We start from the raw sequence: 14,021 nt of genomic DNA, 5'->3' as shown, positions 1-14,021 counted from the left end.
ATGATGACGTCACACGGTTTTTCACTTAAACGCTGCATTCTGGACGCGATTTTCTCCGGGCTGATTGCGCTGATTATCTTCGGCCCCATTGCAGGCGTGGTGCTGGACGGATATAGCTTTACCTTCGCCGGGCAGCGCCTGGCCTGGATGGTCGGTATCGTCATGGCGGGGCGTTTTCTGCTGAGCGCTTTTTTAGGTACCGCTGCAGGTGCTCGTTTCCAGGCGCGCTTCGAGGCCGACAGCGCGGGCGTATATGTCCGCCCCCCGGAATATAAAAGCCGCATGCGCTGGATTATTCCCCTGGTGATTACCCTTGCGATTTGCTTTCCGTTTGTCGCCACCAAGTATGTTCTGACCGTCGCCATTCTGGGGCTGATCTACGTGCTTCTCGGTCTGGGGCTGAACATCGTCGTGGGCCTGGCCGGTCTGCTGGATCTGGGGTATGTCGCGTTCTATGCGATTGGTGCGTACGGCCTGGCGCTGGGATACCAGTATCTCGGCCTGGGCTTCTGGAGCATGCTGCCGCTCGCGGCAATCATGGCCGCTGCCGCAGGTGCCCTGCTCGGCTTCCCGGTACTGCGCATGCACGGTGACTATCTGGCCATCGTCACCCTCGGCTTCGGGGAGATCATTCGCCTGATACTGAACAACTGGCTGACCTTCACCGGCGGCCCCAACGGCGTGTCTGCCCCTCCCCCCACCTTTTTCGGTCTTGAGTTTGGGCGACGCGCAAAAGAAGGCGGCGTGCCCTTCCACGAGTTTTTCCACCTGACCTACAACCCGAACATGAAGTTTATCTTTATCTACGCGGTGCTGTTTCTGGTGGTGATGCTGGTGCTTTACATCAAGCACCGCCTGACGCGCATGCCGATTGGTCGGGCGTGGGAAGCCCTGCGCGAAGACGAAATTGCCTGCCGCTCAATGGGGTTGAATCATGTTCTGGTTAAGCTTTCCGCCTTTACGCTGGGCGCGTCCACCGCAGGCATTGCCGGGGTGTTCTTCGCCACCTATCAGGGGTTCGTGAATCCGACCTCCTTTACCTTCTTTGAATCGGCATTGATCCTCGCCATTGTGGTGCTGGGCGGTATGGGTTCTACGCTTGGCGTGGTGCTGGCCGCCTTTGTGCTCACGGTCACGCCGGAGCTGCTGCGCAGTTTTGCCGAGTACCGCGTCCTGCTGTTTGGCATGCTCATGGTGGTGATGATGATCTGGCGTCCACGCGGTTTGATCCGCATTAACCGCAGCGGGTTTGCCGTGCGTAAGGGCGTCGCACCATGAACGAAACGATATTACGCGTTGAGCATCTGATGATGCATTTTGGCGGGATTAAGGCGCTAAACGACGTCAACCTGGACGTGCAGCGCGGCTCCATTACCGCCCTGATTGGCCCCAACGGGGCGGGCAAAACAACCGTGTTTAACTGCCTGACGGGCTTCTACAGAGCCTCCGGCGGCAACATTTTGTTTAATACCCGCCATAAAACGACCAACGTGATTCAGGTCCTCGGGCAAAAATTCCAGCCCGGCGACTGGATTAACCCCGCGCAGTTCGGGCAGCGTCTTTTCTACAAAATGTTCGGCGGAACCCACCTGGTCAACCGTGCCGGGCTGGCGCGCACGTTTCAAAATATCCGTCTTTTTCGCGAGATGTCGGTCGTGGAAAACCTGCTGGTCGCGCAGCATATGCGCGTTAACCGTAATCTGCTCGCCGGGATCTTAAATACGCCGGCATACCGGCGGGCGGAAAGCGACGCCCTGGACAGAGCCTTCTACTGGCTGGAAGTGGTGGATCTGGTGGAGTGCGCCAATCGCCTGGCGGGAGAGATGTCGTACGGCCAGCAGCGGCGACTGGAAATCGCGCGGGCAATGTGTACCGGGCCGGAAATGATCTGTCTGGATGAACCCGCCGCCGGGCTTAACCCGGTTGAAACGCACAAGCTGAGCGGCATTATTCGCTTTCTGCGGGATCATCACGACATCACGGTATTGCTGATTGAGCATGATATGGGGATGGTGATGGACATTTCGGACGACATTATCGTGCTCGACCACGGCGATGTTATTGCCAGGGGGAAACCCGAGCAGATCCAGCATGATGAAAAGGTCATTGCCGCCTACCTGGGCACGGATGAAAGCGAGGTCTCCCTATGAGCGAACCGCTGCTGGCTTTTCGCGAGGTGGATGTGTTTTACGGCGTCATTCAGGCGCTGAAGCAGGTCTCTCTTGAGGTGAATAAGGGGGAAACCGTGGCGCTGATTGGCGCAAACGGCGCGGGTAAATCGACATTGCTGATGTCCATCTTCGGCCAGCCCCGTATACGCAGCGGGCAGATCCTGTTCTGTGGTGAAGACATCAGCCATCAATCCACCCACTACGTTGCGTCCGGCGGCATTGCGCAGGCACCGGAAGGCAGACGTATCTTCCCGGATATGACCGTTGAAGAGAACCTGCTGATGGGGACCATTCCCATCGGCAATCAGTTTGCGGCTGAAGATATGCAAACCATGTTCGACCTTTTCCCTCGCCTTAAAGAGCGACGCAAGCAGCGCGCGATGACCATGTCCGGCGGAGAACAGCAGATGCTGGCGATCGCCCGGGCGCTGATGAGCCGTCCGAAGCTGCTGCTGCTGGATGAGCCCAGCCTGGGCTTAGCCCCGATTGTGGTGAAGCAGATCTTCCAGACGCTGCGCGAGCTGGCCCGCAGCGGTATGACCATTTTTCTGGTGGAGCAGAATGCGCACCATGCGTTGAAGCTGTCTGACCGCGGGTATGTAATGGTGAACGGACAGATCCGGCTGAGCGGCAGCGGTGAGGAATTGCTGGGAAATCAGGAAGTGAGAAAGGCGTATTTGGGCGGGGTGTGATGTGACACCTGCCGAATGGGCTTATGCCGTGATGGATCATTTCGGCACATACGGGATAGAAGAACTGGAGGATACGTTAGTCGATATCGCCTCTTTGTTTGGATTGCTTCCGGCAATTCTTACAGGTTTGTTAGTAAGAAAAGCAGTAAAAAGAATGTGATTTATGAGCCTTCAGGCTTAGCCTAGAAGGCTTTTTTGACCCGGAAAAGCAAAACCCCGAAAATTGGATACCCAACTTTCAGGGTTCACTTCATTTCGGTAGTTTCACGATAACGTCGTTAAATAAAACTGTCGTCGTCATTGCTGTAGTCGTCATCTACATCGTCGTTCTGCCAGACGTCGTTATTACTGCCGAACGGATCGTTCTGGTTGAGGAAACGGGTGTCAGAGACGTTATTAACATCGCCGTATTGATTACCGACAAACGGTTCACCACCGACGGGCATTGTCGGCTCTTCGATGATGTTCACGATCTCTTCCGGCCGCGACTGATGGAACATGCTGGTAAGCATCTCAGCAAGCGCGATGCCACCGGCCACGCCAGCGGCTGTCTGGAGCGCGCCAGCCATAAAACCACCGCCGCGAGTAGCCGACGCTGGCGCCCGAGAGTAATCCTGCGCCGGCGGCTGTTGCGGCTGGGCATTCCAGCTGTTGTCTGGCTGCGGGTTACTTTTCCCGCCACCAAACAGGCCGCCGAGGAAGCTGCCGCCCGTCGAGGGTTTGCTTTTTTGCGCGGCTAATTCGCTTTCAAGCTCCAGAACCCGGGCCTGCAGGCGTTTCAGCGCCGCTTCCTGAATCAAAATCGACTGCGCCATATAGTAGGGGGCCGCAGGCTGCTGTCTGACAAATTCAGCGATCTGACGCTCTGCATCTGCATCCCGTTGGCTGTTTTGTTGTCCGGCCTGTTTAAGACGCTCGAAAAGGCCGTTGATAAGCTGCTGTTCTTCATATTGCATGACAATAACCTTCCGCTCTCCAGGGTGGATACCAACCAGTTTATCAGCGGCGGCAACCTGTGTCTGGTGAGTGAAATGTTTGTTTAAGATTGGTTGCAGGTTAGCTGAAAATCGCCCTGCTTTCCGGGCTTGATATTAGAGAGTTAGGCTTAACGTTCTGGTATGGCAGCAAATTTCCGGGCACAGCACGATCGTGATGACGATGAGATACGCTCACTTCGCGCTAAACTGGAGGCACAAAAAAACCACCTTTCGGTGGTTTCACGACACTGCTTATTGCTTTGATTATTCTTTGTTTCCCATGGTAGCCGGAGTGGGACTTGAACCCACACAGCGCGAACGCCGAGGGATTTTAAATTCTATTTATAATCAATGAGTTATATAGCGATGCATTGCGAAACTTTGCTGCAATTGTTTATTTATTTTTTGTAATTGGCAGTAAATAGATAGACTTGGATAACGTTGAGCACAGAAAAAGCACAGGAGAACAGTTTCCTGCCTGAGAATCTTTTAAAGAATGATGATGTGAAGCGCCATGGGGCTACCAGCGTTGCAAGGTGATGTGTAATCTAAGTCTTCCACTAAGAAAAAGTTCGGTTTATTCAACAAAGCCCCGCTGCGAGCAATCCATAACACATACGCGGGGCTTCGATCATGAACTCAGTGGACAATTTAACTACTCATATGATCTTCCATTTTTCCATGTGCGGAGAAATAGATTTTACTGCGCACATACTCCCAGCATTCAGGCTTCTTCGCCCACTCCGATATCATCCTTCCATTCGCGGATTCAATCAGAAGACTATTCACCCGATGTGCTAAGCTGACAAGCCGGTTGCCCATCGTTTCCTCAATGCCCTGTTGATTCCAAATCTCTGCCAGGTCCGTTTCGTTACCATAAAGATATGAATAGGCGGCAACAGTATAGGCGGCGATATTCGCCTTAAATGCGGGGAAAAGTGAATTAATCAACTTATAGGCTTTCTTATAAATAATGGCCTGAGCGATATAATTTTTAAAAGTTTCAATATTCAGTTCATCCCCATAACGCTCAGTATCCTTGTCAATCATCGTCATTAATGCGGCAAAGTTTTTCTGTCCGCCGAGGCTGACTAAATCCGGACGCTGGAGCCAGGCACAGTGATATTTTGCGAAATCCGTTTTCGTTATCCGACGAGATGGAGGAATGGCGTCTTTTAACCGTTTAATTCCCGCTGGTGTTTTACCTTCTCGTTCCAGCATAACCTTATAACTGCCGTTTGCTCGCTCGTAAAACCAACGACTGTATCCGTCCGGGCAATACACCGTGTTTGCCATTTTTTCCAGCTGTACATGTACCGGTCGATTGGCTGACAGATCGGAAATATTGACTTTATTCTGGCTATTCGAGAAGCGCGAAATATCCGCAATTAACATCTCTTCTTGTGCATTATTCGTCTGTTTCAGCACAATGACTTTTGCGGGTACACGCACGTTACGCAGATTGGTTGCCGGGAATTTCTTTTTGGTGAAAAACATGGAAGCCGTCGTCTGCCCACCGTTGACGATCTGCATCCCCTGCATCCACGCAATACCAGGGCCACCTCCCGGTGCTTCACCAAGCCTGACCTGATCGGCAACAATCACAATGCCGTTGTTATAAGCCATAAAACGCTCAGGCTGCTCACGTAAAGTGTCACGAATCCCTTTGTTGACTTTCCCCGTCTGGCTCAGAAATGAGCGAACGTTCGCTTCCAGAATCCGGTTGCCATATTTTTCATAGATAAATCGCAGCGTCTCGCCCGGAACCACCGTCAGCGCATAATCATATTCACCCATTTCATCCGGGATCCAGACACAGGGAAGTGCGCCCCCCGCCACCTCATCAAAATTAATCTGCAGTTCGTCGCGTGGCTTACCTTCCTGCCAGTGGTTAAACAGGCGGACAATGTCCATAACCTCTAATTTAATGGTTTTACCGGCAACGTCACGGGACTGATACCAGCGGGTTTTCACCTGACCATCGGTCAGAACATAAATTCTGATTTGCTCCAGTTCCGTATAGGACTGTTCGATGGTCGTCACCAGTTGCCAGGCATCATTGGACTGATCGAGCGTGGATGATAATTTACCGTCAACGCACTTCTGCAAAAATTGAATGCAGTGACCGGCAATCGCTTTTGTCTCTGCATCCGGGACGTGGCAAAGCTCGTCGCTACCGTGATAAATGCTGACAAAAAGGTCAAGTTGATCACCATCTTCTGAGAAGGCATAACCGCTGAGACGCACATTGTGTCCACTGACTTTCGCCATAAAGTGACACGTCTCGGCATCATCGAATGTCATACCGATATCGGCCATATGACGCATAACAATATCGGTAAAAATCAGCTCCGGAAAAGGCGACTCAACCCCTGGCTGAGCCATTTGGTCCTGATATTCCTTGCGAATCTCATTCTGGGTTTGACGTAAAAAATCAATAAGTTCCATGCGGTAATCCTGCAAAGTGTGACAAGCAATGGTTAAAATCTTGGGCCTGAGGAATAAGTGTCTGGAGTTCGAGTTGATAGCACGCACTCACCACCGGCAACGGGACATTTGCATGCGTCAAAGAGGGGAAATCCGCTTCAATGGGGAGTGCGAACGCCTCTGTCAGCAAGAAATGACGTGTATAGAATTCAGCATGTTCAGTGAAATATCCGACGTGACAAAGCGATCCCTCAAAAAGACAAGCCGCCGTAGCGTTCCCCTCAAGCCGTTGACGAAGACGGCTAATGATGTCATTCAGGGTTGCACCGGTGGGATGCTCGCTGAAGCGCAAACCACACAATACAAGCGATCCTGCCCGCAGCCAGTCTAGTTGTTCAAGAGAGTGGATAGTTACGCAAAAGCCCTGCGCTGCAGTGGTGCTTTTTATCTCAATGGCGCGTTCATCAAGTGCAAAATCCTGTAGCCCATGCTGCGGTCCTATCCATGCTTCGACTGCCGTTGACGAAGCAAGACCGCTCTCGATCAACCGCTCCAGACACGTCAATTCCCCGATTAACCCAACTTCTTCTTCTTGACTAAGTGGACGGGTATCGCGCTCCATAAACGCCTGCCATAAACGAATCCGACGAAGCAGAGTTTCAAACAGGCGCGGTCTCGAAACGTTCAGGAGCGAATGGAGAATATCCAGAATCATCGTCGTAAAGACATCCACATTCCCTGTTTGCTGGCGACGGAGCATCAAACCGTTCTGCCACCCCTCCTCTGTTCCGGCCATCTCAACGCGGAATCCTTTACAAGATGGCAGCGCCGCCGACCCAGGCGAAAGAGGATGAGGAAACACGGCAATCAGCATTTCTTCATTATCAGGCTGACGACGCCCGGCATGAAAGCTACAGCCCTGGTGCGTAAAAAGCCGAATCCCACGCCAGCCCTGAGCGCCAGGCAGTTCGTCTATCTGAGATCGATCTAAGGCTTTCCAGGCCGCCAGCAGATCGTCTTTACTCAGCCGCACCATACTCTTGCTCCCATAGTACGTTGTTCACTTTGTACTCCACCGTTACTCCACTGCGGCTTCCTGGAAAACTGATGCCAAAAGCCACCACAGGTAAGGCATCGTCATGATATTCCGCTGCCGACAATGCCTGCTGCGGGTCCAGTAAGTAAATGAGCAATAAACCTTTTTGACGCTGTGCTGGAATGTCGTTAATGCCAAATCCTTTAATCCGACGCAGTACCACGCCACCTGGAACGACGGGCTCCTCTCGCCCTTCATTGCGTCCGGGATCGGCATGAAAAATACGCTGCGTTTCTTCCAGCGCAGCAAGCCAAGTTGATTCATCACAGTCAATCCCTTCATCGCGTGGGGAAAGTAAACGGCCAATGGAATAACGGTCAGTGATCCCTTCAGACGCTTTACGCATCATAAGCGGTACGGAAAAGCCGCAAACATCGTGATGACGATCGATGCCACCTCCTATCACCGCCACCGTCCATTGGGTGAGTTCATCAACACGATTCATCCGCATAACAAAATCCGCCAGTAGTTTGCTGTTAGCTTTTCTGGCCTGAGCATGGGTCTCATATTCCGTTAAGAAATCGATGATCGGCTCAGGGGAGATATTTTGCCAAATGACCCCATTCCATTTTTCAATCTTATCTCCGCGTCGTCTCTCAGGTATCGGCGCGCCAGCACCGACGCGCCCGGTCAGACGCTGGAAAGCCACGTAGTTACGCTTGTGATACTCCTGTTCTTTAAACAACGAAATCGTTTCGACCACCGTGCCGCTGAAAGAGAGCCATAGTGAACGCGCGCTACGCATTTTTAAGGGCGAGGTCACCATTAACACAGGGTGTGATTTCACTTTTAGCCCGAAATCGCGTGGGGTGCCGCCGCTGGCGACCATATTGTCAAACTCTTCCCGCAGCTCTTCTGACGCATCCGCAATGTGCTCAAACCATTCAATCAGCTCATCGGTGGTATAAAGCCGGCATACATCCAGATATCCCTGGCGATAACCAAACCAACGCCCCATCTGCATTAACGTGTCATACATGCGGGAGGCGCGTAAAAAATAACTAGTGCATAATCCCTCAAGCGTTAGCCCTCGAGCCAGTTTGTCTCCGCCAATCGCAATGACTTTTAAGCCTGTCGCACTGTCCGAATAATCAAGCGCATCCTTCGCCGTTCCGTTTATCATTCGTACCGACACGTTTTCTATCACGGTGTACAGCTTGTCGACGATCTCCTGCCATTCGAAGGCGTCGTCCGGAACCTGCTGCGGCATAACGTCGCGGATCGCCTGATTCGTCGGCAAAAAATCGGCCTGCCAGAGTGACTCAAGCTGATATAAAAAAGGTTCGTGTCCAATCCTTCGCGTCAGTCGCTGCCTCGCGTCCTGAATGTAGGCGTCAATATTTTCATAAACAACCGATTGCACCTTATTGAAGCGAGTCACATGGACCAGCATCGAACTGTGTTTTTCTCCCTGACCACGTAATTCTCTGACACAGCATGCTAATAAAAAACTGTCGATGGCGTGTTTTAACGAGTCCGGGAAATGAGTTAGCGTATCCAGTGTGGGATAGTGCGAACTCTTATGAGAAACCGGCATCCACCCCCTTTTTCCGTCATCGCTACAGTGATCACTCACTCGCCTAATCAAAGGCAACTCTCCGGTCCGGCCTTCCGCGGTGGCCCGCCCAAATACCCTTGCAGGGCCGATGTAGTTAGAGGGTGCGCCGAGATTAATGATAAAGGCGGAAGGGAACAAATCCGGACCTTCGTCACGTGTTTCATTGCTCTCGTGAATAAAAATATTGGCAAAGGGCGTAGCGGTATATCCGACATACGCCTTACGGCTAAACTGCATCAACAGCTTACGAATCAGACTATTTATTGCCGTTGGCTGATGTTCAGCATCCGGTTTTCCATCGTCATCGTAGACAATTTCCCCCGTATCAACTGAGGCGTTATCCGCTTCATCATCAATCATCAGCAGCGGTAATTCCGAAACAAAACGCTTTCCGGTGATTGGGTCAACGCTGGTGGCAACATGGTTCTCAATCCAAGTATGCAGGCGCTTCAAAATAGACTTATTTTTCTTTACTACGAACAGCCAGGGCCGTTGCTCGGGGCTGATCCCCAGATTCTTAGCCACTCCGGCGCTGAAGTCGCCCTTTTCAGATCGGTTAGTGACGTAATTGGGACGAATGACAGGATCGCTATCAATATCGCCCACCCCAATAATGGTCACTTTTTCTCTGAGTGGGCTCGTCTCGTAACCAAGAAATCCTTCATCAAGACGCATTTGGGTCTGAGAGCGGAGGTTGTTATGCAAACCAGCGAGCACAATGATTATCTTATATCCCGCATCCGCGGCTTTACAGATTAGACCGGTATAGTGGCTGGTCTTCCCCGACTGAACATGGCCGACCACCAGCCCACGTCGGTCCCAACGCCCTTCCCGCCCCGGTTGCTCAAGTAATCCCAGAACACGATCCGTTGAACGGTCAAGGGTATCCAGGACTCCCCAAGGCATCGTTTTGCCAAGCCACTGGCGATATCGATGCCAGTAGCGCCACTCGCGTTTCGCATCAGCGGTCAGCCAGGGTTGATGCCCTTCGTCATTACTCAGAGAAGAATCTTCTCCCATCCAGATGCTGTAACGGCGGATCAACTCTTCGACCAGGATCTCCCGACTATCAAGGCGGCTCCACTCAGGTTTCATCTGACAAACCATATCAATATGTTGGCGCAAAATACCGGGCGTGATCGTGCTTTTATCCTGACTTTGCAGGAACGTTTGCACAATCTGCAATACACTCAGTTGCGTGTCATCCAAGGGATTAAGACTCATAGCGATTTCTCATGTTGATCGTCGGGGAGTTGTGCAATTAATTCGGGATAATTATCGAAGGGTTCCATATTTTGCAGGTGCTGTTTCGCCAGCGCCGGTGACATCGCCTGCTGTCCAACCATAGTCTGGTACATGACCTGCAATACGGACAACACCTCTGCGGGCGGTGCAGTTTCAAAACCTGTCCGCGGCGTCTCTTTTGTCTCAGCCGTATCAAGCCAGATTTGCTGAACTGGAACGGTTTCCTCAATCAGTCTTAGCATGGCCTGAATTTGTGGAGATAACTCACCGGCCTGCGAAAGGACATTGCTGATAACAGGATGTTGTAACGAAATCTGATAACGAACACCGGATGGCGTCTTCTGCGCTTGCCAGAGCTGAACAAGTTCCTCGCCGGGCTTGCGCTTATTCATTTTCCCGCGTTTTGCAAATGTCCGTACCGCACGGTCACGCGTTGATTGCGCCAGTTGGGTTAACCAAGGCCGCAGCGATACCGGTGGGCGGGCCATCGACTTACGAATATCAATCTTCCAGTCTATGTCGGCATCATTAGGGATATCCAGACGGATTCGCGCAAGGCGGTGGGTTTCATCTTTCGTCCAGGCCCGGGGACTTCCGAGTCCAAGCCAGTTGCCCGCCACCAGCAATCGCTCATTCCGGTATACATAAAATCCTTGCTGGGCCGTCCAGCCTGCCGGTCCTTGAGCCTGTTGATACTCCTGCGTCGTCAGGTGATCCTGATGCGGCAGAACATGACACTCCACCTTCACGGCAGGAGCGCCTGGCGCCATTGCCGAAGGCGAATGCCAGGGCTTGGAAGGATGCCCGCTGAGAAAGGGATCCCAGGCTTTAATTTTGCGACCATTGAGGGTTAGAGTGAGTCGGGGAGCGTTCCCCTCAAGGAATCGGTGAAATACCATCGCCAGATGTTGTTCAACGCCATCCATTAGATTGAGGAAATCTTTCTCACCGTAGCCGGGGGTGACAATTCGGTCTAAAACGTCCCACAGCACCACCGTACCGTGGGAGTCAGGTTCCGCATTTGCTAACGCCTCCTGACTTCCTGGGTCAGCGCCTTCAAGCAAATACCAACCGTCGTCCGTACTGGCGGCGAGAATGTCCAGATCCCACCGCAGGATGGTCGTTATCCCCTCTTTTTTGGAGGCGACCGTCAGACGGCGACATTGCGAAAAGGAGGCGGTTTTGAGTCCCAGACCGAAGCGGCCCAGATCGTGTCCTGAACGCTTTGTCAGCGGGTTTTTGACCCCCAGCCGCATCGCAACATCCAGTTCAGCGGCCGACATGCCGCAACCATTATCCCGAACCACGATATAGCTATCCGACTCACGCCAGTGAAAGGTCAGATCGACCTTACGGGCACCGGCACTAATGCTGTTGTCGATGATGTCAGCCAGTGCGGTGGCGGTGTTGTAACCGAGCCCTCGCAGCGCTTCGATCATAATGGCTGCATTCGGTGGCGCATGGCGCATGGCCGTCATTCTTCTTCTTCCTGCATCTCGCTCAACGCGGTTTCCCACTGTTCGACGAAGCCGCCTAATTTCGACGCCCGGCTGTGATAGCGGAGCTTACGGAGCGCTTTGGCTTCTATCTGACGTATCCTTTCTCGCGTGACATCAAACTGTTTACCCACCTCTTCCAGCGTGAAATCTTGCGTCATACCGATGCCAAAACGCATTTTTATGATCTGTGTTTCGCGTGGCAACAGCGTATTCAGAACAGATGAAATATGTTCTCTTATCTCCAGAGACTGAACGGGAGCACTGGTGAAATCCCATCTGGTCAGCAGCGCGTCTCCCGACAATGCTGCTTCGCGGTCCTGAGCGTCGTCATGAAAATCACCAATCAGCACCGTCTGTTCTTCATATTTAGCCATCTGAAGAAGTTGACGCTCTGGCAGGTCGGTCATTTCCTGCAACCGTCTGAGGGTTGGCGTTATCCCCTGGAGATGCAGCAACTGATCCCTACTGCTCCGCCAGCGCCTGAATTGCTCATAGAAGTGAACGGGTAAACGAATGAGCCGAGCCTGATCGGCAATCGCACGGGTAATCTTCTGGCGGATCCACCAAGAGGCATAGGTGGAGAATTTGAATCCACGCCTATAGTCGAATTTTTCAACGGCCTTGATCAAGCCCAGATTACCTTCCTGTATCAGGTCCTCGATATCTAATCCTCGCCCGCAGTGTTTTTTCGCAATCGCGACCACAAGACGTAAATTGGCGTGGATTAACCCCTCCCATGCGTCTCTGTAACTACTGACATACAGACTGACTTTGTGGCATTCATCAGGGATGAGCGTTTGGGCGCGCTCGACTATCTGCTGCAGGTCACGGTACTCCGGGCGAGGGATGTGAGTCTCCTGGTATTCTTCAGCTTTCCCACTTCTCAGCAGAATGAGCAGATCGTTAAAGGTGATGGCGTCATCGTCATCGGCTGCGGAAGAGATATCCTCATCCGCTTCTTCCGCGTCGTCTTCCTCTTCAGTAACCTCAGGCGATGTCGAGGGAAGGCAATTCGGATGCAGCAACTGTAGATATTCTGCTTCAGGTAATCTCACCAGGATCGTCATCAAGTTGATAAGCGCCGTATCCATGCGCTGCCCGAGTCGCTCTTCCTTTGTTTTATCGACGACATCCCATTGGCGAATGTCCAAAAGATAGCGTTCAAATATGCCGGACTGCCGCAATGCACCGAAAGCGTCAAACCATGGCTCGAGATCATCACTCGCCGCTAATTCCCAACAGGCATCACTTTCCGGGAAAGCATCATCGCTATCCACAATCAAAGGTAAGTCCTTGATCAATGCCTCTACGCTGACCTGGAATTCAGGCCACGGCATGCCGAAATCATCTTCCCCGGCAGACCTGATGTCACGAACAGAGACACGACCGGCATCCAGTGCGCTAGTGAGCAACGTTGAGAAATGGGGATAATTTTGCGGAGAGAGAGAAACTGGCGTCGGCGGGTCTGGAAGCGAGAGTTCGATATCGATCCACTCAGCCGCGTTATCTATAGGGCGATAGTGGGATAACAATCGCTGAGCCTCAGCGGAAGCGTGTCGTAATGTCAGATTATCATCGGCGGGTTCCGATTCGATTTCAGCATCCCACTGCATAAAATCCATTGCGTCTTCGGTTTCGGGTAGTTCTGTTTCAACATCGGCTTCAATTACAACCTCAATGTTTGCCTCATCATCTAACCCCCCTGCTAGTTGCTGCCCGGCAGACGGAGGAGATTTCCGATAACGAGCTAACAGATCACGCAGCGTTTGCTCCTGCGCGAGGTCACTGGCGCGAAACCCGAGGTTGTTTTGATGCTCAACATCGACACCCGCGCACAACAACATTTCGCAAATAGCGAAATGCCCATTCTGGGCCGCAATCATCAATGGGCTATTTCCCAGAGAATCTCGTGAATCTTTCGGCAATCCCCTGCTGAGATGAAACTCCACCACGGAGGCGACTCCGCTTTTTAGCGCACGAATAAGTAGAGGGGGGATGCGATAAAACTCAGAAACAGAGCGATGCATGCTGACAGCCTTTCCTTGTAAACCACACCCGCGGAAATGCAATCTATCTTATATGGAGAAAATCGAATTTGGTACTGTATATATAAGCAACATATCATTTTTGGTGATCTTCATCGCCAATTGGGCTTTGATGAAAAAATCGAGCTTTGGCTGAGCTGAAGGAACTGTTAAAGCATTTGCTGACAACACATGCAGTCATGTAGTAAACCAGAGGTTCAGAACCACCAATTGTCACACCGACAAAAAGCCCTGCTCAACCTTGGCTCAATGGCTTTCTGGCTGGATGACGAGGCCATTATGTCTCATAGGAATGAAGTGGTTTAGTGAAT

Annotated in this window: 10 protein-coding genes and 1 pseudogene; 5 read left to right on the top strand and 6 right to left on the bottom strand. The window is 52.0% G+C overall.

The features are described 5' to 3' along the window. Nucleotides 1-3: 3 nt before the first annotated feature. Genes livM through LLF79_RS03285 form a run of 4 tightly spaced genes read left to right on the top strand, consistent with a single transcriptional unit; the run spans nt 4 to nt 3,023 of the window. Nucleotides 4-1,278 carry a high-affinity branched-chain amino acid ABC transporter permease LivM gene (livM, locus tag LLF79_RS03300; RefSeq protein ID WP_025912272.1) on the top strand — a complete coding sequence of 425 codons (1,275 nt, stop codon included), beginning with the start codon at nt 4-6 and terminating at the stop codon, nt 1,276-1,278. After that, a complete protein-coding gene (locus LLF79_RS03295) occupies nt 1,275-2,150 on the top strand; it encodes an ATP-binding cassette domain-containing protein (RefSeq protein WP_021240464.1) in 876 nt (291 codons plus the stop codon). The genes livM and LLF79_RS03295 overlap by 4 nt, the downstream gene beginning before the upstream one ends. Beyond that, a complete protein-coding gene (locus LLF79_RS03290) occupies nt 2,147-2,863 on the top strand; it encodes an ABC transporter ATP-binding protein (RefSeq protein WP_008500393.1) in 717 nt (238 codons plus the stop codon). The genes LLF79_RS03295 and LLF79_RS03290 overlap by 4 nt, the downstream gene beginning before the upstream one ends. Before the next feature lies 1 nt (nt 2,864). Next, complete coding sequence (locus LLF79_RS03285; protein ID WP_021240466.1) at nt 2,865-3,023, top strand: hypothetical protein; 159 nt, start codon at nt 2,865-2,867, stop codon at nt 3,021-3,023. A 118-nt stretch (nt 3,024-3,141) separates the two neighbouring features. On the opposite strand, the gene LLF79_RS03280 is transcribed toward LLF79_RS03285, so the two are convergent. Then, the gene (locus LLF79_RS03280; protein ID WP_063618094.1) at nt 3,142-3,819 is read right to left on the bottom strand and encodes a DUF2076 domain-containing protein; all 678 of its coding nucleotides are present in this window, start codon (nt 3,817-3,819) and stop codon (nt 3,142-3,144) included. A gap of 151 nt (nt 3,820-3,970) precedes the next feature. Here LLF79_RS03280 and LLF79_RS03275 point away from each other — a divergent pair. After that, a pseudogene (locus LLF79_RS03275) lies at nt 3,971-4,195 on the top strand (hypothetical protein); the annotation flags it as partial. A gap of 296 nt (nt 4,196-4,491) precedes the next feature. Here LLF79_RS03275 and mzaE read toward each other — a convergent pair. The 5 genes from mzaE to LLF79_RS03250 are packed head-to-tail and all read right to left on the bottom strand — an operon-like array spanning nt 4,492 to nt 13,692. Then, a complete protein-coding gene (gene mzaE, locus LLF79_RS03270) occupies nt 4,492-6,288 on the bottom strand; it encodes an MZA anti-phage system associated AIPR family protein MzaE (protein WP_025912268.1) in 1,797 nt (598 codons plus the stop codon). Next, nucleotides 6,275-7,303, bottom strand: a complete 1,029-nt coding sequence (mzaD, locus tag LLF79_RS03265; RefSeq protein WP_025912267.1) for an MZA anti-phage system associated PD-(D/E)XK motif protein MzaD — start codon at nt 7,301-7,303, stop codon at nt 6,275-6,277. Before mzaD ends, mzaE begins: the two co-directional genes overlap by 14 nt. After that, nucleotides 7,287-10,145 carry an MZA anti-phage system associated Z1 domain-containing protein MzaC gene (mzaC, locus tag LLF79_RS03260; RefSeq protein WP_025912266.1) on the bottom strand — a complete coding sequence of 953 codons (2,859 nt, stop codon included), beginning with the start codon at nt 10,143-10,145 and terminating at the stop codon, nt 7,287-7,289. The genes mzaD and mzaC overlap by 17 nt, the downstream gene beginning before the upstream one ends. Beyond that, nucleotides 10,142-11,644 carry an MZA anti-phage system associated ATPase MzaB gene (mzaB, locus tag LLF79_RS03255; RefSeq protein ID WP_032667403.1) on the bottom strand — a complete coding sequence of 501 codons (1,503 nt, stop codon included), beginning with the start codon at nt 11,642-11,644 and terminating at the stop codon, nt 10,142-10,144. The genes mzaC and mzaB overlap by 4 nt, the downstream gene beginning before the upstream one ends. Continuing rightward, on the bottom strand, nt 11,641-13,692 hold the full coding sequence (locus LLF79_RS03250) for a sigma-70 family RNA polymerase sigma factor (protein WP_025912264.1): 2,052 nt from the start codon (nt 13,690-13,692) through the stop codon (nt 11,641-11,643). Before LLF79_RS03250 ends, mzaB begins: the two co-directional genes overlap by 4 nt. Between the last annotated feature and the right edge of the window lie 329 nt (nt 13,693-14,021).

Origin of the sequence: Enterobacter cloacae complex sp. 2021EL-01169, from assembly GCF_020733125.1 — a bacterium.
In the GTDB taxonomy this organism is placed as follows: Bacteria; Pseudomonadota; Gammaproteobacteria; order Enterobacterales; family Enterobacteriaceae; genus Enterobacter; species Enterobacter roggenkampii.
This window is presented reverse-complemented; position numbering and strand designations above follow the sequence as displayed.

What these genes read in the sequence shown, in the direction of transcription:
- livM (WP_025912272.1), top strand. Translation starts at nt 4, where the DNA reads ATGACGTCACACGGTTTTTCACTTAAACGCTGCATTCTGGACGCGATT.
- LLF79_RS03295 (WP_021240464.1), top strand. Translation starts at nt 1,275, where the DNA reads ATGAACGAAACGATATTACGCGTTGAGCATCTGATGATGCATTTTGGC.
- LLF79_RS03290 (WP_008500393.1), top strand. Translation starts at nt 2,147, where the DNA reads ATGAGCGAACCGCTGCTGGCTTTTCGCGAGGTGGATGTGTTTTACGGC.
- LLF79_RS03280 (WP_063618094.1), bottom strand. Translation starts at nt 3,819, where the DNA reads ATGCAATATGAAGAACAGCAGCTTATCAACGGCCTTTTCGAGCGTCTT.
- mzaE (WP_025912268.1), bottom strand. Translation starts at nt 6,288, where the DNA reads ATGGAACTTATTGATTTTTTACGTCAAACCCAGAATGAGATTCGCAAG.
- mzaD (WP_025912267.1), bottom strand. Translation starts at nt 7,303, where the DNA reads ATGGTGCGGCTGAGTAAAGACGATCTGCTGGCGGCCTGGAAAGCCTTA.
- mzaC (WP_025912266.1), bottom strand. Translation starts at nt 10,145, where the DNA reads ATGAGTCTTAATCCCTTGGATGACACGCAACTGAGTGTATTGCAGATT.
- mzaB (WP_032667403.1), bottom strand. Translation starts at nt 11,644, where the DNA reads ATGACGGCCATGCGCCATGCGCCACCGAATGCAGCCATTATGATCGAA.
- LLF79_RS03250 (WP_025912264.1), bottom strand. Translation starts at nt 13,692, where the DNA reads ATGCATCGCTCTGTTTCTGAGTTTTATCGCATCCCCCCTCTACTTATT.